At 62.2% G+C, this 20,502-nt stretch carries 20 protein-coding genes and 7 tRNA genes; 7 read left to right on the top strand and 20 right to left on the bottom strand.

Features of this window, described 5'->3' with window-relative positions:
* Positions 1 to 289 precede the first annotated feature (289 nt).
* The gene (locus QZ497_RS14090) at positions 290 to 1,204 is read right to left on the bottom strand and encodes a LysR substrate-binding domain-containing protein (RefSeq protein WP_295476115.1); all 915 of its coding nucleotides are present in this window, start codon (positions 1,202 to 1,204) and stop codon (positions 290 to 292) included.
* Between the two features lie 123 nt (positions 1,205 to 1,327).
* Here QZ497_RS14090 and QZ497_RS14085 point away from each other — a divergent pair, with 123 nt between their 5' ends.
* A complete protein-coding gene (locus QZ497_RS14085) occupies positions 1,328 to 2,704 on the top strand; it encodes an L-serine ammonia-lyase (protein WP_295476113.1) in 1,377 nt (458 codons plus the stop codon).
* Between the two features lie 166 nt (positions 2,705 to 2,870).
* Here QZ497_RS14085 and QZ497_RS14080 read toward each other — a convergent pair whose 3' ends face one another.
* The gene (locus QZ497_RS14080) at positions 2,871 to 3,398 is read right to left on the bottom strand and encodes a ferritin-like domain-containing protein (RefSeq protein ID WP_295476111.1); all 528 of its coding nucleotides are present in this window, start codon (positions 3,396 to 3,398) and stop codon (positions 2,871 to 2,873) included.
* 8 nt (positions 3,399 to 3,406) lie between these two features.
* Complete coding sequence (locus QZ497_RS14075; RefSeq protein WP_295476110.1) at positions 3,407 to 3,556, bottom strand: hypothetical protein; 150 nt, start codon at positions 3,554 to 3,556, stop codon at positions 3,407 to 3,409.
* Between the two features lie 49 nt (positions 3,557 to 3,605).
* Here QZ497_RS14075 and QZ497_RS14070 point away from each other — a divergent pair, with 49 nt between their 5' ends.
* The gene (locus tag QZ497_RS14070; RefSeq protein ID WP_295476108.1) at positions 3,606 to 4,829 is read left to right on the top strand and encodes a zinc-dependent alcohol dehydrogenase; all 1,224 of its coding nucleotides are present in this window, start codon (positions 3,606 to 3,608) and stop codon (positions 4,827 to 4,829) included.
* 33 nt (positions 4,830 to 4,862) lie between these two features.
* On the opposite strand, the gene QZ497_RS14065 is transcribed toward QZ497_RS14070, so the two are convergent.
* The 5 genes from QZ497_RS14065 to QZ497_RS14045 form a co-directional block, all read right to left on the bottom strand.
* Positions 4,863 to 5,252 carry a hypothetical protein gene (locus QZ497_RS14065; RefSeq protein ID WP_295476107.1) on the bottom strand — a complete coding sequence of 130 codons (390 nt, stop codon included), beginning with the start codon at positions 5,250 to 5,252 and terminating at the stop codon, positions 4,863 to 4,865.
* 95 nt (positions 5,253 to 5,347) lie between these two features.
* Positions 5,348 to 6,367, bottom strand: coding sequence for a histone deacetylase family protein (locus QZ497_RS14060; RefSeq protein ID WP_295476105.1), 1,020 nt, complete (start codon positions 6,365 to 6,367; stop codon positions 5,348 to 5,350).
* 41 nt (positions 6,368 to 6,408) lie between these two features.
* Positions 6,409 to 7,341, bottom strand: a complete 933-nt coding sequence (locus QZ497_RS14055; protein WP_295476104.1) for a glyoxylate/hydroxypyruvate reductase A — start codon at positions 7,339 to 7,341, stop codon at positions 6,409 to 6,411.
* A gap of 2 nt (positions 7,342 to 7,343) precedes the next feature.
* On the bottom strand, positions 7,344 to 8,099 hold the full coding sequence (locus QZ497_RS14050; protein WP_295476102.1) for a class II aldolase/adducin family protein: 756 nt from the start codon (positions 8,097 to 8,099) through the stop codon (positions 7,344 to 7,346).
* Positions 8,099 to 9,406, bottom strand: coding sequence for an MFS transporter (locus tag QZ497_RS14045; protein ID WP_295476100.1), 1,308 nt, complete (start codon positions 9,404 to 9,406; stop codon positions 8,099 to 8,101). Before QZ497_RS14045 ends, QZ497_RS14050 begins: the two co-directional genes overlap by 1 nt.
* Positions 9,407 to 9,563: 157 nt before the next feature.
* On the opposite strand from QZ497_RS14045, the gene QZ497_RS14040 reads away from it, so the two are divergent.
* Positions 9,564 to 10,538 carry a LysR family transcriptional regulator gene (locus tag QZ497_RS14040; RefSeq protein WP_295476098.1) on the top strand — a complete coding sequence of 325 codons (975 nt, stop codon included), beginning with the start codon at positions 9,564 to 9,566 and terminating at the stop codon, positions 10,536 to 10,538.
* 41 nt (positions 10,539 to 10,579) lie between these two features.
* Here QZ497_RS14040 and QZ497_RS14035 read toward each other — a convergent pair whose 3' ends face one another.
* On the bottom strand, positions 10,580 to 10,849 hold the full coding sequence (locus QZ497_RS14035; protein WP_295476095.1) for a DUF1652 domain-containing protein: 270 nt from the start codon (positions 10,847 to 10,849) through the stop codon (positions 10,580 to 10,582).
* A 192-nt stretch (positions 10,850 to 11,041) separates the two neighbouring features.
* A tRNA-Arg gene (locus QZ497_RS14030) sits at positions 11,042 to 11,113 on the bottom strand.
* A 350-nt stretch (positions 11,114 to 11,463) separates the two neighbouring features.
* Here QZ497_RS14030 and QZ497_RS14025 point away from each other — a divergent pair.
* The 3 genes from QZ497_RS14025 (at position 11,464) to QZ497_RS14015 (ending at position 12,679) form a co-directional block, all read left to right on the top strand.
* Positions 11,464 to 11,697 (top strand): hypothetical protein, encoded by a 234-nt coding sequence (locus tag QZ497_RS14025; protein WP_295476126.1) that lies wholly within the window; start codon positions 11,464 to 11,466, stop codon positions 11,695 to 11,697.
* Positions 11,698 to 11,734: 37 nt separating this feature from the next.
* Positions 11,735 to 11,920: a PA3371 family protein gene (locus tag QZ497_RS14020; protein ID WP_295476093.1), complete on the top strand. Its 186-nt coding sequence runs from the start codon at positions 11,735 to 11,737 to the stop codon at positions 11,918 to 11,920.
* Between the two features lie 432 nt (positions 11,921 to 12,352).
* A complete protein-coding gene (locus QZ497_RS14015) occupies positions 12,353 to 12,679 on the top strand; it encodes an Arc family DNA-binding protein (protein WP_295476092.1) in 327 nt (108 codons plus the stop codon).
* Positions 12,680 to 12,812: 133 nt separating this feature from the next.
* Here QZ497_RS14015 and mgtE read toward each other — a convergent pair whose 3' ends face one another.
* Positions 12,813 to 14,255, bottom strand: a complete 1,443-nt coding sequence (mgtE, locus tag QZ497_RS14010; protein ID WP_295476090.1) for a magnesium transporter — start codon at positions 14,253 to 14,255, stop codon at positions 12,813 to 12,815.
* A 324-nt stretch (positions 14,256 to 14,579) separates the two neighbouring features.
* Here mgtE and QZ497_RS14005 point away from each other — a divergent pair, with 324 nt between their 5' ends.
* Positions 14,580 to 15,062, top strand: coding sequence for a DUF4124 domain-containing protein (locus QZ497_RS14005; protein ID WP_295476088.1), 483 nt, complete (start codon positions 14,580 to 14,582; stop codon positions 15,060 to 15,062).
* Positions 15,063 to 15,110: 48 nt separating this feature from the next.
* On the opposite strand, the gene QZ497_RS14000 is transcribed toward QZ497_RS14005, so the two are convergent.
* The 9 genes from QZ497_RS14000 to alaS form a co-directional block, all read right to left on the bottom strand.
* Positions 15,111 to 15,187: transfer RNA gene (locus QZ497_RS14000), tRNA-Arg, on the bottom strand.
* 151 nt (positions 15,188 to 15,338) lie between these two features.
* A tRNA-Arg gene (locus QZ497_RS13995) sits at positions 15,339 to 15,415 on the bottom strand.
* 6 nt (positions 15,416 to 15,421) lie between these two features.
* Positions 15,422 to 15,512: transfer RNA gene (locus QZ497_RS13990), tRNA-Ser, on the bottom strand.
* 136 nt (positions 15,513 to 15,648) lie between these two features.
* A tRNA-Arg gene (locus QZ497_RS13985) sits at positions 15,649 to 15,725 on the bottom strand.
* A gap of 90 nt (positions 15,726 to 15,815) precedes the next feature.
* A tRNA-Arg gene (locus tag QZ497_RS13980) sits at positions 15,816 to 15,892 on the bottom strand.
* 89 nt (positions 15,893 to 15,981) lie between these two features.
* Positions 15,982 to 16,072: transfer RNA gene (locus QZ497_RS13975), tRNA-Ser, on the bottom strand.
* 61 nt (positions 16,073 to 16,133) lie between these two features.
* Positions 16,134 to 16,322 (bottom strand): carbon storage regulator CsrA, encoded by a 189-nt coding sequence (gene csrA / locus QZ497_RS13970; protein WP_002554426.1) that lies wholly within the window; start codon positions 16,320 to 16,322, stop codon positions 16,134 to 16,136.
* A gap of 180 nt (positions 16,323 to 16,502) precedes the next feature.
* The gene (locus QZ497_RS13965) at positions 16,503 to 17,735 is read right to left on the bottom strand and encodes an aspartate kinase (protein WP_295475920.1); all 1,233 of its coding nucleotides are present in this window, start codon (positions 17,733 to 17,735) and stop codon (positions 16,503 to 16,505) included.
* 93 nt (positions 17,736 to 17,828) lie between these two features.
* On the bottom strand, positions 17,829 to 20,453 hold the full coding sequence (alaS, locus tag QZ497_RS13960) for an alanine--tRNA ligase (protein ID WP_295475917.1): 2,625 nt from the start codon (positions 20,451 to 20,453) through the stop codon (positions 17,829 to 17,831).
* Positions 20,454 to 20,502: the final 49 nt, after the last annotated feature.

Here is a 20,502-nt window from a genome sequence, read left to right as displayed (position 1 = left end):
CGGGCAGACTTCCCTCCTTCCGGCGCCATTCCAGGGGGCCGGCGCAATGGGCCGTCCCTGGCCCAGTGCGCCTAAGCCGGCTTCCCTGCCGGCTTACCCCCTTCCATGACACCTCCACTCGGCCTGCACCGAAGTCGCGTTTGGCGGCGTCTGTAAGTTCTGCGCTTGAAAAGCAAAAGCGACGCCAGATCGGATTGCTTTGGTCTAAAAGATCAGTATTGCGGCTAACCCCGGTTCAACCGGGAGGTCGCCAGACCTTGACCACGCCAGCCTTCAGGTCTGTGCAACCTCAGCCGTGCAGCGCCTCGTTCACCAACCAGTCATGCACCGCACGGCGTGACGGGGTGCTCAGGGCACCTTCGCGATAGACCAGCACGTACTTCTTGCGCGCCTGGATCGGATGACCGAACGGCACGATCAGCGAGCCTTCTACCAGTTCATCGGTGATCAGCGTCTTGCGCGCGATCGCCACGCCCATGCCCATGCGCGCAGCCTCGATGGTCAGGTGGTTGCGGTTGAAGGTATGCCCGCGCCGCACATCCACGCCCTCGGCACCGATGGCGGTGAGGTAGAACTCCCACTCGGCGTATTCATAGCTGCCACGCCAGGCGGTGATGTCGTGCAGCAAAGGGTAATGCACCAGCTGGCTCGGGCCGTCCAGCGGCGGGCGACCTTCAAGCAGCGCCGGTGAGCAGACCGGGAACAGCTCTTCTTCCAGCAGCGGCGTAGTCAGCAGCCCAGGGTAACTGCCGTCGTTGAGGTCGATGGCCAGGTCAAAGTCATCGTCGCGCAGCGAGCCGCTGCTGTCCTCGGCGATCACCCGCAGCTGGATGTCGGGGAACGCCTGCTGCAGGCGTGGCAGGCGCGGCATCAGCCATTTATGCAAGAAGGACGGAATCGAGCGCAGCTTGAACACCCCGCCGATCTGCCCGGAATACAACAGGCGCAGTTCATCGCTGATACGGCTCTGCACCTCGTTGGCGACCAGGGCCAGGCGCTGGCCCTCGGCGGTCAGTTCCAGGCCGCGCCCCACGCGATGGAACAGCGCGAAACCCAGCCGCTCTTCAAGCTGGCGCATCTGCTGGCTGATCGCGCCAGGGGTGACGTGCAGCTCATCGGCACAACGGGTGAAAGACAGGTGCCTGGCGGCACAGGCGAATACCTGCAGCCAGGCATGCATCTGTGCGTTGACGATTCGGCTCATTGAACAGTTCCGCTAAAGCGTTGCATAGGAACAATCGTTTGTTGTTTCGGCAGCGCAGCCCAAAGATAGCCTCCACGAGTGGGGGCCTGAGGCCTCAGGCTATTTATCCGAGGGTTATACGGCATGGCTATCAGCGTCTTCGACATGTTCAAAATCGGCATCGGTCCATCCAGTTCGCACACCGTAGGCCCCATGCGCGCCGGGGCGACCTTCGTCGGGGATCTGCGCCAACGCGAGCTGCTGCCCAGTGTCGAGCGCATCGAGGTGCGATTGTACGGTTCTCTGTCGGCCACGGGTATCGGCCACGCCAGCGACCGTGCCACGGTCATGGGCCTGATGGGTGAATGGCCCGACACCGTGGACATCGCCGACGTCAACCAGCGTATCGAGAAAATGCTTCAGGACGGCCGCCTGCAAGTTGGCGGCGAGCGGGAAATCGAGTTCACCTGGGCCCGCGACATGCGCCTGCTCGACGAGAACCTGCCGTTCCACCCCAACGGCATGACGATCTGCGCCTACGGCCCCACCGGCGAGCTGTACGAGCAGACCTACTATTCCATCGGCGGCGGTTTCATCATCGATGCCGAGCAGGCTGCCAGCGGCCGGCTCGACAGCGACAGCACCGAGCTGCCCTACGATTTCTCCAGCGCCCGCGAACTGCTGCACCTGTGCAAGACGCACAACATGAGCATCTCCGCGCTGATGCTGGAGAACGAAAAGTGCTGGCGCTCCGAAGCGGAAATCCGCGCCAAGATCCTGCACATCTGGGGCGCCATGCAGGACTGCGTGAACAAGGGCCTGAACGAACAGGGCATCCTGCCCGGTGGCCTCAACGTACGCCGCCGTGCCTGGCGCCTGCACCAGAGCCTGCAGGCCATCGAACAGCCCAACGTGATCGGCTCGACCCTCAGCGCCATGGAATGGGTCAACCTGTTCGCCCTGGCGGTCAACGAAGAGAACGCCGCCGGCGGGCGCATGGTCACCGCGCCCACCAACGGCGCCGCCGGCATCGTGCCAGCCGTGCTGCACTACTTCATGAAGTTCAACCCGGCGGCCAACGACGACGACGTGGTGCGCTTCTTCCTCGCGGCCTCGGCAGTGGGCATCCTGTGTAAGAAAAACGCCTCGATTTCCGGCGCTGAAGTCGGTTGCCAGGGCGAAGTCGGCTCGGCCTGTGCCATGGCCGCCGCCGGACTGGCGGAAATTCTCGGCGCCACCCCACAGCAGGTGGAGAACGCCGCCGAGATCGGCCTGGAACACAACCTGGGGCTGACCTGCGACCCGGTCGGCGGTCTGGTGCAGGTGCCGTGCATCGAACGCAACGCGATTGCCGCCGTGAAGGCCATCAACGCCGCGCAGATGTCGTTGCGTGGCGATGGCGAACACTTCATCTCCCTCGACCGGGCGATCCGCACCATGCGCGACACCGGTGCCGACATGCACGACAAATACAAGGAAACCTCCCGCGGCGGCCTGGCGGTCAGCCTGGTGGAGTGCTGAGACCGTCGGGTTCCGATCCGGGCCGCTCAGGCTTTGCCGCGAGCGGCTGTTGCTGCAGCACAGATCGATCAGAGCGCAGTACAAGGAGCGGCTTCAGCCGCGCAGCGACCTCGTGCTCACCGCAGAGGCTGTGGGTTCTCGGCCTCTTCGCGGCTGAAAGCGCCTACTACGCCTGATCGTCCTGCCCCTCCTGCTGCTGCGTCTGGGCGACACTCTGCTCGGCGATGCGGGTCAGCTTCTCGTCGGCGGATTTCTCTTCCTGGAGGGTCTCCTCCAGCAGCGAAGCGGCGTCCTCCATGCCCAGTTGCCGGGCCATGGCCACCAGGGTGCCGTAGCCAGCAATTTCGTAATGCTCGACCTTCTGGCAGGCCGCGATCAGCCCGGCATCGAGGATCGGGCCTTTTTCGATTTCATCCAGCAGCTCTTTGCTCTCCTCGATCAACCCTTCCATGGCCACGCATTTCATGCGTTTGAGTTTCAGCCCGGCGGACTCGACCAGTTGATCGATACGCTGGATCTGCCCGTGGGTTTCCTCCAGGTGCGAATTGAAGGCCTCGGCCAGCTCCGGATCGCTGGACGCCCTGGCCAGCTTGGGCAGTGCCCGGGTGATCTGCTTCTCGGCGCTGTAGATGTCCGAAAGCTCATGGACGAACAGATCGTCAAAGGTCTTTCTGCTTGCGCTTGCTTTGCTCATCACGAACCTCATTGCTCGATGTGGTGGATGGAGAAGGAACCGCGCATGTCTCCCTCGTGAACATCGACCGGGACCACCCCGGCCTTGCTCCAGGCCGCCGACGAACTGCCTGTCCGTTGGTCCAGCGGCTCCGGGCGCGGCTGAACCATCGTTGCCACGCCGGGTTCCTCTGCTTGAACAGGCCATTCACAAGGGAGCTGGAACGCCATGCGAGCGCTGACCTATCAAGGTGCCTACCACGTCAAGGTCGAGGATGTGCCCGACCCGACCTTGCAGGACGACGACGACCTCATTCTGCGTGTCACTGCCACGGCCATCTGCGGGTCTGACCTGCACCTGTACCACGGCAAAGTGCCGTCGGTTGCCCATGGCGATATCTTCGGCCACGAGTTCATGGGCATCGTCGAAGAAACCGGCCCGGCGGTGACCCGCCTGCAACGCGGCGACCGGGTGGTGATCCCCTTCGTCATCGCCTGCGGCGACTGCTTCTTCTGCAAGCTGGAGCAATACGCCGCCTGCGAGACCACCAACAGCGGGCGCGGTGCGATCCTCAACCGCAAATCCATTCCGCCAGCGGCGGCGCTGTTCGGCTACAGCCACCTGTACGGTGGCGTGCCCGGCGGACAGGCCGAATATGTGCGGGTGCCCAAGGCCAATGTCGGCCCGATCAAGGTGCCGAGCGTGCTGGACGACGAGCAGGTGCTGTTTCTTTCCGACATCCTGCCCACCGGCTGGCAGGCGGTCCTTAACAGTGGCGTGGGGCCCGGTTCCAGCCTGGCGATCTACGGCGCAGGCCCCGTCGGCCTGATGTGCGCGGCCTGCGCGCGCATGCTGGGGGTCGAGCGGTTGTTCATGGTCGACCATCACCCGTACCGGCTGGCTTACGCCCAGCAGGTCTATGGCGTGATACCGGTGAATTTCGCCGAGGACGACGACCCGGCCGACACCATCATTCGCCAGACCCCCGGCCTGCGCGGCGTGGATGCGGTGATCGATGCGGTGGGCTTCGAGGCCAAGGGCAGCACCACCGAGACAGTACTGGCCACCCTCAAGCTCGAAGGCAGCAGCGGCAAAGCGCTGCGCCAGTGCATCGCCACGGTACGACGTGGCGGCGTGGTGAGCGTGCCAGGCGTGTATGCCGGCTTCATCCACGGCTTTCTGTTCGGCGACGCCTTCGACAAGGGCCTGACCTTCCGGATGGGCCAGACCCATGTCCAGAAATACATGCCCGAGCTGCTGGGCCACATAGAGGCAGGCCGACTGCGCCCGGAGGCCATCATCAGCCATCGCCTGTCGCTGGAGGACGCCGCCCTGGGCTACCGGCTGTTCGATCGCAAGGAGCAGGACTGCCGCAAGGTGATCCTCACCCCCGGTCGGGTGTCCAACCCCCTGCCGGTGGATGACTCTCTAGGTGGCGCCCAGGCTGTCTGAGCTGAAGGTGCCCGATGGGCCAGGACCAGGCGCTCAGGAACGGATCTCGATCAGGTCGGCGCTGTAGCGCTCGGCCCCCTTCGCGTCGAACACCCGCACGGCCGCATTGTCACCGTCGACTTCGACGCTCAGGTGGCCTTGCGACAGGCGATCGCAACGTCCCGCGCCGACACCGGCAAAGACGTAACGGCGCGCCTGGCCGTCGCCGTCCGTCGCGCGCAGCTGCAGCTGGCACATCCACGGCTCGGCCATGCGCAGTTGCCCCGCCCGCTCGCCGGGCTTGGCCGACGGTTCCAGTTGCAGAATCATCAGCACCCGGGACTGACCATCCGTGAACAACCCCTTGTATACCGAGGCGGCGTGCGCCTGCGCCATGCACGCAATGGCGAGGGTGGCCGCAATGGCGGTGGTGACGGACTTCATTTCGCTCTCCTGGCAGATATCTCCCTGTGTCGCTCACACCGGGCATGCCGCAGAAGATAGCCTGAACGCGCCCGCCAGGCCATGTCGGCGTTCGCTCAATGGCCCGCCAGACCGCTGAAGAAGCGCAAGGCGTTCTCGTCGAGGGTGGCGATGTCGTAACCGCCCTCCTGAACGATGACGCACGGCAGGCCCAGCGCGCGAATGCGCTCACCGAGGCGCTGGAAGCCGGCATGAGTGACGGCGACCTTGGACTGCGGGTCGTTTTCATAGATGTCGAAGCCCAGCGACAGCACCAGCACCTCGGGGGCGAAGTCGCGCAGCGCGGTTTCCGCCTGGGCCAGGCACGCAAAGAAGTCTTCTTCGCTGGCGCCGTGGGGCATCGGCAGGTTGAGATTGAAACCCTCGCCACGCCCTTGGCCGCGCTCGTCATCGAAGCCGGCGACCACCGGGTAGAAATTGGTGGGGTCACCGTGGATCGACACGTACAGCACGTCATCGCGCTCGTAGAAGATTTCCTGGATGCCCTGCCCGTGATGCATGTCGGTGTCGAGAATCGCGACCCTGGCGAAGCGCGACCTGAGCTGCTGTGCGGCAATCGCCGCGTTGTTGAGGAAGCAGAAGCCGCCCGCCGCCTCGGCCCGCGCATGATGGCCGGGCGGGCGACACAGGGCGTAGGCCGCCGGTTCGCCATCGGCGACCGCCTGGGCTGCAGCGATGCAACTCTGCGCGGACCAGTAGGCCGCTTCCCAGGTGTGGGCGCCAATCGGGCAGCTGCCATCGGCCAGGTAACGTGCCGTCTTGCCGAGGATGCCGCGCAGCGGATTGTTCTCGCGGATGAAGATGTTCGACATCACCTCGTCGCCCCAGTCTTCCGGCACGGCGTGCCACTCCTGGTAGGCACTGCGCAGGTAATCGAGATAAGCCTGGCTGTGTACGGCGGCGAGCGGCGCAATGCCCTGGTCGGCAGGTTCGACCAGCGGATAGCCCAGGCGCTCGACCATCGCCAGCAACGGGTCGATGCGTGCGGGGATTTCCTGAGGCTCGCGCATCTGCCCACGGGACAGGTAGGAGCGCGGGTGATGCAGGCGTTGCTTGGGGTGGAAAAAGGCTTTCATGCATGACCTCGTCTTGCAGGGCGGCACATGTGGCCCGCCGTTCAGTAACCCAGTTCGGGATCGACCCGGTTGTTCAGTGCCAGCCCGGCTTCCAGCCGCCCGACGTTGGCGGCCACCTGGCTGGCGATGCAGGCATCGGAAGCCGCCGAAGCCATGTGCGGTGTTACCCACACACCCGGCGTGTGCCACAGCGCTGCATCGGCGGGCAGCGGCTCACGCTCGAAGACATCCAGCAAGGCTCCGCGCAGCTGCCCAGTGGCCAGCGCGGCCTGCAGGTCGGCTTCATTGACGTGCTGGCCTCGCCCGGCGTTGATCAGTGCCGCGCCAGGCGCCAGGCAGGCAAAGACCTGCCGGTCGAGCAGGCCATGGGTCGCTGAGGTAAGCGGCAGCAGGTTGACCAGCAGGTCGAGCCCATCGAGAAACGCCGCCCGCCCTTCGCTACCGGCGAAGCTCTGCACCCCGTCGATGTGCCGGGGCGCACGGGCCCAACCGCGTACCGCATAGCCTGCCGTCGCCAGGCGCTGCGCGACCGGAGCGCCAATGGCGCCCAGGCCCATGACACCCACGCGATAATCCCGTGCCTGGCGCTGTACCGGGCGCTGCCAGCGCTGGTCGACGCGCCCGGCCAGCACCTGATCGAAACCACGATGGAAATGCAGCACGCCCCAGTGCACGTACTCGCTCATGCCCTGGATATGGTCCGGATCGACGACCCGGCATACCGGCACCTGCGGATCGCGGGACGGGTCCTGGGCCAGGTGATCGACGCCTGCGCCAATCGAATGGATCAGGCGCAGATTCGGCAGCTCGGCCAGGCTGCCGGCCGGCGGGAACCAGCACACCGCTACCTGCGCCTGGCGCGCCTGCGGCTCATGCGCACGCAACACCTGCAAGTGCGGGGCGTGACGGGCGAACAGGCCGGCCAGCCAATCGCTGAGTGCCGGGTCCTGGCAAAGCAATACGATGGCCGTCATGGTCAGCTGCACCACTGCATGCGTTGTTCTTCGATCAGGCTCAGCGCCGCGCGCCAGGCCAGGTCGATGATGCCGTCGATGCCATCACGGCCGAACTGCTCGGCGGTGTGTCGGCACACCTCTTCACTCGGGAAGTTCAGCGCCACACCGGCCGACATGGCCTGGATCTGCGCCTGGCAGGCGCGCTCCAGGAAGTAGATCTCGTGGAAGGCTTCGGCCACGCTGCCACCGGCGGCGAGCAAGCCATGGTTGCGCAGGATCATCGCCTTGTAGCGGCCCAGATCGGCGACCAGACGCTCGCGTTCATCCAGCGACAGAGCGATGCCTTCATAGGTGTGATAAGCCAGTCGGCCGTAGAACTTGAGCGCGTGCTGGGTCAGCGGCAGCAGGCCGTCGCGCTGCGCCGCCACCGCCATGCCGGCAGCGGTATGGGTGTGGATGATGCAGTGCAGGTCGGGGCGTGCCGCGTGAATCGCCGAGTGGATGACGAAACCGGCGGCATTCACCGGCCCATGGTTGTAGTCGGCCTCGACCACCTGGCCGTTCAGGTCGATGCGTACCAGGTCGCTGGCGCGCATTTTCTCGAAGGCCACGCCATAGCGATTGATCAGAAAATGCCCTTCCGGCCCCGGTATGCGCAGGGTGATATGGGTGTCGATCAGGTCAGTCATGCGGTAATAGGCAATCAGCCGGTACAGCGCCGCGAGGTCGCAGCGAGCCTGCCATTCGGCTTCGGGCATGGCGGTAGGCCGGGTCATCAGGCAGCTCCTTCGGAGGTAGACAGGGCAACACGCGGTGCAGCGGCGCCGCGCAGGTGGGACAGGCCGAGCACGCCAACCAGCGACATCAGCGCCAGGACGCTGAAGAAAATCGCCAATGGCCACCACTGGCCGGTGTACTGACCGGCGATGAAGGTGCCAAGCATGGGCGTGGTGCCCCCGGTCACGGCGCTGCCGAGCTGGTAGGCGATGGAAATGCCGGAATAGCGCACCTGGGCCGGAAAGGCTTCGGCCATGTAGCCGGCGATCACGGCGTAGAGGGCCGCCAGCAGCACGACGGCCAGGGCGATACCGGCGGTCATGTAGACCAGATTGCCGGTTTGCACCAGCAGGAACATCGGATAAGGCGCCAGTATGCACAGCGCCGCCACCCACTTCAGGAAACGCCCTTCGCCGACCCGCTCGGAGAGCAGCGCCGAGCAGGGCTGCGAGATGAATTGCAGGACCGTGACAACGAACAGGCAATCGAGGATGGTGGTCTTGGCGATACCCATGTACTGGGTCACGTAGGTAATCATGAAGGTGTTGGTGAAGAAGAACCCCGCCGAACCGATGGTGACCGCCGACGCCGCAAACAGGATCTGCTTCCAGTAGCCACGCAGCACCTCCATTACCGGAAAGCGCGCCGTCTTGTCACGCTCACGCACCTCGGTGAACTCCGGCGACTCCGGCACGCCGAAGCGAATGGCCAGGCCGACCATCATCAACACCCCACTGAGCAGAAACGGAATGCGCCAGCCCCAGCTGAGCAACGCTTCCTGGTCCATCTCACTGATCACGCGAAAGGCGATCAGCGCCAGCAGCAGACCGGCCGGACTGCCCCACTGGGCGAATGAAGCGAAGAACACCTTGCGCCCCTTGGGCGCGTGCTCGCTGGCCATCAACACCGCACCGCCCCACTCGCCACCGACCGAAATGCCCTGCAGCAGGCGCAGCAGCACCAGCCCCGCCGGCCCCCAGATCCCGGCCTGGGCATAGGTTGGCAACAAACCGATGCACGTCGTCGCCAGGCCCATCAGCGCCATGGTGAACAGCAGCATCTTCTTGCGTCCCAGGCGGTCGCCCAGATGGCCGAACACCATGCCGGCAAACGGGCGGGCGATGAACCCCACGGCAAAGCTGCCGAACGCGGCCATGGTGCTGAGCGTCGGGTTGTCGCTGGGAAAGAACAGTTGCCCGAGCACCAGTGCGGCCGCGAAGGCGTAGATATAAAAGTCGTAGAACTCGATGGTGGTGCCGATAAAGGCAGCTGCGGCGGCGCGTCTGGGCGTTGAGGTCTGGCTCATCTTCGCAGGCTCCTGAAGGGTCGTTGTTATAGGCAGGAGAAAAAGCGGTGGTGCGGCAAGGCATGGGCACTCTGACGGTGCGTTGCTGGATCATGCGCCAATGCCTATGCTAGGCAAAGCTTCTAATCCGAATAGTTCAGTATAAGCAGCGACAATAATGACCGTTCCCTCCTCTGGCCTGCGCTCCCCCGAAGCTCGGCGTTTTCTCAACGACCGCCTGGACTGGAACCTGCTACGCACTTTCTTAGTGATCGGCCAGGAAGGCAGCCTGAGCCGCGCGGCCGCGCGCCTTCACTTGAGCCAGCCGGCCATCAGCCAGGCGCTGAAAAGGCTTGAAGAACAGTTGCAGGTGTCGCTGGTGATCCGCCGTGGTCCACGTATCAGCCTGTCGAGTGCTGGCCAGGAGGTCCTGCAGATCGCTGCCGAGCTTTACGGCACGGTGTCACGCCTGGGCCCGGCCCTGGAAGAGCCCGCCGAGACGGTGACTGGCAGGGTGCATCTGCTGAGCATCAGCCGTATTCAGTCACGCTGCTACGACGACTTCCTAGCCCGCTTCCATCAGGACTATCCCCAGGTCGAACTGGAAGTGGACGTGCTGCGCAGCTCGGACGTGATCAGCGCACTGCTGCAGAAAACCGCCTCGTTCGGCCTGAGCCTGTGCCGTACGCCGCAGCCGCGCCTGGAACAGCGGTTGGTGCTGCAACAGCGCTACGCCTTCTTCTGCGGTCGCAGACACCGGCTGTTCGGTCGCAAGCACCTCAATCTGGCAGACCTGCAAAGCGAGAACTTCGTGAGTTTCACCAGCGACCAGTTGGGCGGGAATCTGTCGCCGCTGACCGTGTTTCGCGACCAGCAGGGCTTTACCGGGCGGATCGTGGCCTCATCGGCCAGCCTGGACGAAATTCTGCGCCTGGTGGATTGCGGGTTCGGCATTGGCTGCCTGCCCGAGCACATCGTCGCGGCCGATGTGCAGGCCGGCAAGATGTGGCGCCTGCCGCCGGGGGATGGCGTCAGCGATGTGAATGTCTATCTGTTGTGGAATCGGGAGCAGAAACATACCCAGGCCGAAGCCCTCTTCCTAGAGCGCTTCGAACACATGCTGCTGACCACCGAGCTGGGCGAACGCTTTTGAATCTGCGGTCCCGACCGGCAGCCGGGACCACGCGCTTGAAGTCAGGCAGACACCTGGCGCTGATGACGCTCCTCCATGATGTTTTTGGCCTGTCGCGAATATTCCTGCCTGAGTTCGTGCACCAGGCTGGAGATGGCGCGGGAGGTCGTCAACTCGGCCGCATTCAGGTTATGGGCCACGAACGCCGGTTGCACGCGCTCGGGGTGGTAAAGGCTGATCGTCATCAGGTGATTGACACCGATGCTGCATACGCAACGGGTAGGCAGAAAGCCGGATTCAATGATCTGGCGTAATTCAAGTTGCGACATCATGGCTATTCTCCGTGGCCAGTCATTGGCCTGCATGCAGTGGAAAAAACGCCGCGCAAATCGTTCCGTGAATCAGCCAGGCGGTCGACGCATGAACGGCAGGGCTGGCCTACAGGAAGGTCGATACGCAGGAAGGTCGATGAGCCAAGGCAACGGCCTTGGGAAACCTGAAGGGCGGGTCAGGAAGAGAGGATGTGTCCCCTGCAGGAATCGAACCTGCATCTAGCCCTTAGGAGGGGCTCGTTCTATCCATTGAACTAAGAGGACGCAACGCAAGAAGGCCCGATGCGAGGCATCAGGTGCTGGGCATTCTACGCAAAAACAAGCATTTAGCAAAAGGTTCAGGCCTGCCTGAGGCGTAGGCTCTTTCCCCGCGCGATGCAAGGCCAGCGGCCGGAACCTGACCCATGCATTTCGCTTTGGTTCCATCAGGGATCGTGCAAATTGCAATTCAGCAAAAGGCCATTATTGCAAAACGCATGAGCCACCTGCCGCTGAAACAATTCAAGCTGTTGATTTCAAAGGTTTTTTTATGGATTTTGATTTGGCATGCAGACTGCAATATGTCTATCTGCCAATACACCCTTTCTTTCTCATTTCCGGGCAGGGACAAGAAAATGAACATGATCCTCACCACACTGAACGCCGCGACCCTGGTTGCTCTGGTGGCCTTTCATTTTCTGCAAAGTCCCGCTCAGCCCGTGCAACAGGTTCAGGTGCAGACCGGTGTGCACCAGGTTCCTCAACTGGCGATCATGGCGGAAAGACCTGCCAACCCGGCTATGCTGACCAATGACGCGCAACAGATGCCCCAGGCGACCGGCAGTGCGACACAACGCTGGGTATTCTGAAACGCCTCGTAGAACCTTGATCAACGAGAGAGTCGCCATGTCCAAATCCGCACTGTCATTCCTGATCCTTACCGTGATGTCGATTGCCGTCGGTCTGCTGCTGCCCGCTCAGGCCGTAGAAGGCAATCTGCTGGCCAAGATAGCCGTCGGCGTATTCGCCAGCCTGTTCGTCGGCGCGCTGGTCGTGGGCCGGCGCATCAAGTTCGATCCTGTTCTGCGCTAGACCCAGACGACTCACCCCATCAGTCGGCGGTCGTACGGCGTGCAGGCATCTGCCGGTAGCCGTCGCTGACGCCCCCCTCCCCCCGCTTGCTGCGTACGTTTGTCGGAGCAGGTTCGTATTCCACGCCGTAACCTTCTACGCTCTGAATACAGATAGCCATGATGGCAAAAAGCAGTCAGGCGATCGGCATCCTGTCGGAGCATGGAATCGGTCCTATGCAAATTCCTTCGCAATTCTGATAATTGGTGCTGGCCATACGCCTTTATCTGAGTCAATATTTGTCACAGATTTGGCGCCAAAGATCCGGCGTCTTGGGGCATGATGCTGACCCCTTGATAGCGCGGTTGAACATTTAGCCAAAAGTGCTGTCACACAAAGACAACTTGCGGCCACTTGCTAGAACCGCTTTCCCTGAACTAACCGGTTAAATATATGAGCCCTATGAAACAGGCTACTTATTCCAGCCGTACGGCTGACAAGTTCGTCGTCCGCCTACCTGATGGCATGCGTAACCGTGTCCAAGAGGTAGCTAAAAACCACCACCGCAGCATGAACTCGGAAATCATCGCGCGGCTTGAACAGAGTCTGCTGCAGGAAGCGGCCTTCGGCGATGAGCCGGCGGTGCGCATCGACAGCCCTGAGCTGACCCTGAATGAGCGCGAGCTGCTTCAACGTTTCCGTCAACTTTCCCATCGTCAACAGAACGCCCTGGTATCGTTGATCGCTCACGATACCGAACTTGCGGCCGAAGAGTCGTAAGCGGCAAGCAGTACCTGGAGCCAGCCTAGTGCTGGCTTTTTTCTTGTAGTCCTTTTCTTTTATTGTTGTAAGAAGCAGCGTTAATAAAAAACCGCCAGTTAAGGCGGTTTTTTTATGTCGACCGATCAGCACGTCAAAGCAGGAAGACAGTGGCCAATCCAAGGAAGATGAAAAAGCCGCCGCTGTCGGTCATCGCCGTGATCATCACGCTGGCCCCCATGGCCGGATCCTTGCCAACCCGCGCCAGCCCCATGGGGATGATGACGCCCATGAAGGCCGCCAGCAGTAGATTGAGGGTCATCGCCGCGGTCATCACCACGCCCAGCGACCAACTGTCGTACAGCACATAGGCCACGGCGCCGATCACTCCGCCCCAGATCAGGCCATTGAGCAGCGCCACGACCAGTTCCTTGCGCAACAGCCGCGCGGTATTCCCCGTGTTGACCTGGTCCAGGGCCATGGCCCGGACAATCATGGTGATGGTCTGGTTGCCCGAGTTGCCACCTATGCCCGCCACGATAGGCATCAAGGCCGCCAGCGCCACCAGCTTTTCGATGGAGCCTTCGAACAGGCCGATCACCCGCGAAGCCAGGAAGGCGGTGATCAGGTTGATCGCCAGCCAGGACCAACGGTTACGCAGTGAGCGCCACACCGAGGCGAAGATATCTTCGTCCTCACGCAGACCGGCCATGCTGCGCACTTCGCTTTCGCTTTCTTCACGAATCAGGTCGACCATCTCGTCGATGGTAAGACGGCCGATGAGCTTGCCGTTCTTGTCGACGACAGGCGAGGAAATCAGGTCGTAACGCTCGAACGCCTGGGCCGCATCGTAGGCGTCCTCTTCGGGATGGAACGTCACCGGATCATCGGCCATGACCTCGGCCACCTGCTTGTCGGGGTCGTTGACCAGCAGGCGCTTGATCGGCAGCACGCCTTTGAGCACGCCATCATGGTCGACCACGAACAGCTTGTCGGTATGGCTGGGCAGTTCCTTGAGGCGACGCAGGTAACGCAAGACCACTTCCAGGCTCACATCCTCACGGATGGTGACCATCTGGAAGTCCATCAGGGCGCCGACCTGTTCCTCGTCATAGGACAATGCCGAGCGCACACGCTCGCGTTGCTGGACGTCCAGGGCTTCCATGAGCTCATGGACGACGTCGCGAGGCAGCTCGGGGGCCAGGTCCGCCAGTTCGTCGGCGTCCATTTCCTTGGCCGCCGCCAGCAGCTCGTGGTCATCCATGTCGGCGATCAGGGTTTCCCGGACCGCGTCGGATACTTCCAGGAGAATATCGCCATCGCGCTCGGCCTTGACCAGCTGCCAGACGGTCAGACGGTCTTCCAGCGGCAGGGCTTCGAGAATATAGGCGACGTCGGCGGAGTGCAGGTCATCGAGCTTGCGCTGCAGCTCGACCAGGTTCTGCCGGTGAACCAGGTTTTCCACACGATCCTGGTGCTGGCCCTCCTGGCGGTGGGTCAGGTCTTCGACCAGGCGCTGGCGATGCAGCAGGTCAACGACCTGGGCCAGGCGGTCCTGCAGGCTTTCCTGCGTTTTCTTTACTTCTCTTTCGGTCATAGGCGAACTCCACTCCCAGCAGCGGAGCACGCCGGGAGATCAATCAGGTAGAGCTAGATTGCTGAAAACGGGTGTCAAGTAACTACTGGGTAAGTCCATGGTGGTATTCCACAAGCCCCGGCGGGGCTGACGGGCGCAATGATACACCGCTTTGACCGGATAGCACGTGTGAAAATTCGGGCAAGAACAGATGCTTGCAGCACAAAGCTAACAATCGTACGAGTCAGTATTGCTACGACGTCACATCCAGCCAAGAAAACACGCTCGCCGACGCCCCTGTTCGAATCTAGGCTGGACGCGCCGATAGCCATGGAGGACTCGACGATGCGCCACCTGATGCACCCCGCCCTGCTGAGCGCCCTGCTCTGCCTGCCCGTCACCGGCCATGCCGGCACCATCCAGCGCTGCGAAGATGCCGCCGGGCACGTTACCTTCACCTCGCTGGGCTGCGACGGCCGGCAGGCTTCGCGCACGGTGGATGCCTACAATCCATTGCCCGGCAGCGTGACACCCGAACAGCTGCCCGAGCGCTACGACGCCTATCCGTCGAAGCGGCAAAAGGAGATCGTGGTCGTCGGACAGCGCGACGACGGCTGCGGCAATCGCCTGAGCCCCGAGCAGCGGCGCCTGGCGATCATCGATCGGCGCACACCACCTGGCATGACCCGCAGCGATGTCGAGAATCTGCTGGGGCGCCCAGACCGGATCACCCAGCGCAATGGCGAGCTGCGCTATCACTATGCGCAGAAGAATGGCCGCAGCAATCAGGTCAGTTTCGACCCGCAAGGCTGCGTAAAAGGCAAATGAAACGCAAAACAAAAAGCCCGTATCAGGCGATACGGGCTTTTTGACGTATGGTGCACTCGACAGGATTCGAACCTGTGACCGCTCGGTTCGTAGCCGAGTACTCTATCCAGCTGAGCTACGAGTGCGTTTCGTGGGGCGCATTATAGGCTAATTCAGTAGCTTGTAAAGATCTTTTTTCAAATAATTCAATAACTTATGCGAAGAAAGACAACTACTGAAATTCAGCCCTGGCAAAAAGACAAAGCCCGTATCGTTTGATACGGGCTTTGTCAGGTATGGCGCACTCGACAGGATTCGAACCTGTGACCGCTCGGTTCGTAGCCGAGTACTCTATCCAGCTGAGCTACGAGTGCGTGTTATGGCGGAGAACGGGGGATTCGAACCCCCGACACCCTTTTGAGGTGTACTCCCTTAGCAGGGGAGCGCCTTCGGCCACTCGGCCAGCTCTCCGCAACAAGGCGCGTATGATAATCGCCTCGCCTGCCGCATGCAAAAACTTTTTGAATTCAACGGCCTGCCAGCCATTACGGAACCAGTCCGGCAGAAAGCAGAAAGCCCATGCCTTTCGACATGGGCTTTCTCTATATGGCGCACTCGACAGGATTCGAACCTGTGACCGCTCGGTTCGTAGCCGAGTACTCTATCCAGCTGAGCTACGAGTGCGTATGGAGGTTTTATACCAGACCTACCGCTGGTTGTATCAGATCACCCAACATTCATACGGCTTGCCGATGACAGCTAAGGATCTTGAAATGGCGCACTCGACAGGATTCGAACCTGTGACCGCTCGGTTCGTAGCCGAGTACTCTATCCAGCTGAGCTACGAGTGCGTATTTGGGTGTTGCGCATTTTAGGTCGTCGAATCGATTTGTAAAGCGCTTTCTTTACCGGAAAGCCACGCTCAACGAGCCTTGAATAATGGCGGAGAACGGGGGATTCGAACCCCCGACACCCTTTTGAGGTGTACTCCCTTAGCAGGGGAGCGCCTTCGGCCACTCGGCCAGCTCTCCGCAACACGGGGCGTATAATAACTACGCTTTTTCCCGTTTGCAAACAAAAATTCCAAATAAATTAATGGCTTGGTTCCTCATCCTTCTCTTTCTTGATACGCAGGTAGATTTCCTCGCGGTGAACCGCGACTTCCTTGGGCGCGTTCACACCGATGCGCACCTGGTTACCCTTGACGCCCAGCACCGTCACGGTGATTTCGCCATCACCAATGATCAGGCTCTCTGCGCACCGACGAGTCAGAATCAGCATTACCTACCTCCTCACGCAATACATTCAGGGACAACAGTCTGAAAACCACGAGGCACGAGCCGGAGACCGAATGGCCACCAGCCAAGCCTGAGTATTGACTAACGCAACGAAAAGAACAGTCTTTGTGCGCAGATCAGAAAACAAAAGGCGCGGATTATCCGCGCCTTGGCACAAAATGACTCACTCGCCCTGGCGAGGAGCGTCCAGTTCGAAGGCCGTGTGCAGTGCGCGCACGGCCAGCTCCAGGTACTTCTCTTCGATCACGACGGACACCTTGATTTCCGAAGTCGAGATCATCTGGATGTTGATGCTTTCCTTGGCCAGCGCTTCGAACATGCGGCTGGCGACACCGGCGTGCGAGCGCATGCCGACGCCGACGATGGACACCTTGGCGATCTTGGTGTCGCCACCGGCTTCGCGGGCACCGATGTCACGCGCGATGTTCTCCAGAATCTGCAGGGCAGACTGGTAATCGTTGCGGTGCACGGTGAAGGTGAAGTCCGTGGTGTTATCGTGCGAGACATTCTGCACGATCATGTCGACTTCGATGTTCGCGGCACTCACCGGGCCGAGAATCTTGAAGGCTACGCCCGGAGTGTCCGGCACACCACGGATCGTCAGCTTGGCTTCATCGCGGTTGAAGGCGATGCCGGAAATGATCGGCTGTTCCATGGATTCCTCTTCATCAATGGTAATGAGGGTGCCTGGACCCTCCTTGAAGCTGTGCAGGACGCGCAGCGGGACGTTGTACTTGCCGGCGAACTCCACCGAGCGGATCTGCAGCACCTTGGAACCGAGGCTGGCCATTTCCAGCATCTCTTCGAAGGTGATCTTCTCCAGGCGACGAGCCTGCTGCACGACACGCGGGTCGGTGGTGTAGACACCGTCCACATCGGTGTAGATCTGGCATTCATCGGCCTTCAGGGCCGCCGCCAGGGCTACACCGGTGGTGTCCGAGCCGCCACGGCCCAGGGTGGTGATGTTGCCGCTCTCGTCGACCCCCTGGAAGCCGGCGACCACGACCACCCGACCGGCTTTCAGGTCGGCGCGGATCTTCTGGTCGTCGATGTCCAGGATGCGCGCCTTGGTGTGCGCGCTGTCGGTGAGGATGCGCACCTGGTTACCGGTGTAGGACACCGCCGGGACGCCCCGCTTGATCAGCGCCATGGCCAGCAGGCCGATGGTCACCTGCTCGCCGGTGGAGACGATCACGTCCAGCTCGCGTGGCACTGGCTGGTCGGTGATCTGCTTGGCCAGCTCGATCAGACGGTTGGTCTCACCGCTCATGGCCGACAGAACGACCACCAGGTCGTCACCGCCCTCGCGGAATTTCTTTACCTTTTCGGCCACCTGCTCGATACGCTCGATGGAACCGACGGAGGTGCCGCCAAATTTCTGTACGATCAAAGCCATCTCAAAGCCGCCTCAGAGCCCTGTAAAGGGCACCCGTTAAACATTCAGATCCGCACCGGGCCGGCCGACAGGCAGCCGGCCCGGCGCCACGGATCAGATACCCTGTTCCACGAAAGGAACGGTCAGTGCCAGCGCTGCATCGAGAGCGCTGGCATCGACACCGCCACCCTGGGCCATGTCGGGACGGCCACCGCCCTTGCCACCTACGGCAGCGGCGGCCTGCTTCATCAGATCACCGGCTTTGAGTTGGCCAGTCAGGTCCTTGGTCACGCCTGCGACCAGTACGACCTTGTCTTCCTGAACCCCGCCGAGCAGGATCACTGCGCGGCCGAGCTTGTTCTTCAACTGGTCGACCAGCGCCAGCAGCGCCTTGCCGTCCTGACCATCCAGGCGCGCGGCCAGGACCTTCACACCCTTGACATCCAGCGCCTGGCCCGACAGATCGTCGCCCGCTGCGCTGGCCGCCTTGGCCTGCAATTGTTCCAGTTGTTTTTCCAGCTGGCGGTTGCGCTCGAGCACCGCCGACAGCTTGTCCAGCAGGTTGTCGCGGTTGCCCTTGATCAGGCTGGCCGCTTCCTTGAGCTGATCTTCGGCCGCATTGACCCAGTTCAGCGCGGCTTCGCCGGTCACCGCCTCGATACGCCGCACGCCGGAGGCCACGCCGCCTTCGCTGACGATCTTGAACAGCGCGATGTCGCCGGTGCGTTCGGCATGGATACCGCCGCACAGCTCGACGGAGAAGTCACCGCCCATGGTCAGTACGCGCACGGTGTCGCCGTACTTCTCACCAAACAGGGCCATGGCGCCTTTGGCCTTGGCGGTCTCGATGTCGGTGAGCTCGGTCTGTACCGGGGTGTTCTTGCGCACCTCGGCATTGACCATGTCTTCCAGGGCACGCAGCTGCTCGGGCTTGATCGCCTCGAAATGGCTGAAGTCGAAGCGCAGGCGCTGGCTGTCGACCAGCGAGCCCTTCTGCTGCACGTGGTCGCCCAGCACGCGGCGCAGGGCCTCGTGCAACAGGTGGGTGGCCGAGTGGTTCAGCGAAGTGGCCTGGCGTACTTCGGCGGCCACCTGGGCCTGCACTTCGGTGCCGACGCTAAGGCTGCCTGCGGCGACGACGCCGTGGTGCAGGAAGGCGCCGCCGGTCTTGGTGGTGTCACGCACGTCGAAGCGCACGGCGCCGGCCTGCAGGTAGCCGCTGTCGCCGATCTGGCCACCGGACTCGGCGTAGAACGGCGTGGTGTCGAGCACCACGACGCCCTCCTCGCCTTCGTTCAGCTGGCTGACCGACTGGCCGTCCTTGTACAGCGCCACCACCTTGGCCGCACCGCTGGTCGCGGCGTAACCGGTGAACTCGGTGGCTACGTCGACCTTGACCAGGCTGTTGTAGTCCATGCCGAAGGCACTGGCAGAACGAGCGCGCTCACGCTGGGCTTCCATCTCGCGCTCGAAGCCGGCCTCGTCGAGGGTCAGCTCGCGCTCACGGGCGATGTCCCCGGTGAGGTCCATCGGGAAGCCATAGGTGTCGTACAGCTTGAAGATGACTTCGCCCGGCACCACGCTGCCTTTCAGCTCGGCCAGATCCTGCTCGAGGATCTTCAGACCCTGGTCGAGGGTCTTGGCAAACTGCTCTTCCTCGGCCTTGAGCACGCGCTCGATGTGCGCTTGCTGCTGCACCAGCTCCGGATAGGCCTGGCCCATCTCGGCGACCAGTGCGGCGACGATCTTGTGGAAGAAACTGCCCTTGGCGCCCAGCTTGTTGCCGTGGCGGCAGGCGCGACGAATGATGCGGCGCAGCACGTAGCCACGACCTTCGTTGGACGGCAGTACGCCATCAGCGATCAGGAAGCCGCAGGAACGGATATGGTCGGCAACCACTTTCAGCGACGCCTGGCCCTCATTGCCACAGCCGATGGCTTGCGCCGAGGCCGCCAGCAGGTTCTGGAACAGGTCGATCTCGTAGTTGGAGTGCACGTGCTGCAGCACCGCACTGACTCGCTCCAGCCCCATGCCGGTGTCGACCGACGGTGCTGGCAGCGGATGCAGGACGCCATCGGCGGTGCGGTTGAACTGCATGAAGACGTTGTTCCAGATCTCGATGTAGCGGTCGCCGTCTTCCTCGGGCGAGCCGGGCGGGCCACCCCAGATGTCCGCGCCGTGGTCGAAGAAGATCTCGGTGCACGGGCCGCACGGGCCGGTATCGCCCATGGTCCAGAAGTTGTCAGAAGCGTACGGGGCGCCCTTGTTGTCACCGATGCGCACCATACGCTCGGCGGGCACACCGACTTCCTTGGTCCAGATGTCGTAGGCCTCGTCGTCGGTGGCGTAGACCGTCACCCACAGCTTGTCCTTGGGCAGGTTCAGCCACTTCTCGGAGGTCAGGAAGGTCCAGGCGAAGGTGATGGCATCGCGCTTGAAGTAGTCACCGAAGCTGAAGTTGCCCAGCATTTCGAAGAAGGTGTGGTGACGGGCGGTGTAGCCGACGTTTTCCAAGTCGTTGTGCTTGCCACCGGCGCGCACGCATTTCTGGCTGGTCACGGCGCGGGTATAGGCACGTTTTTCCTGGCCCAGGAAGCAGTCCTTGAACTGGTTCATGCCGGCGTTGGTGAACAGCAGGGTCGGGTCGTTGCCCGGGATCAGGGAGCTGGAGGCTACACGGGTGTGGCCTTGCTCTTCGAAGAAGCTCAGGAAGGCTTCACGGATTTCTGCGCTTTTCATTTGGTTCTTCCACGGAGACTGCAGCCAGGCCCATCCGAACGTCGCGATG

It is taken from the genome of uncultured Pseudomonas sp. (assembly GCF_913777995.1).
Taxonomy (GTDB): Bacteria; Pseudomonadota; Gammaproteobacteria; order Pseudomonadales; family Pseudomonadaceae; genus Aquipseudomonas.
This window is presented reverse-complemented; position numbering and strand designations above follow the sequence as displayed.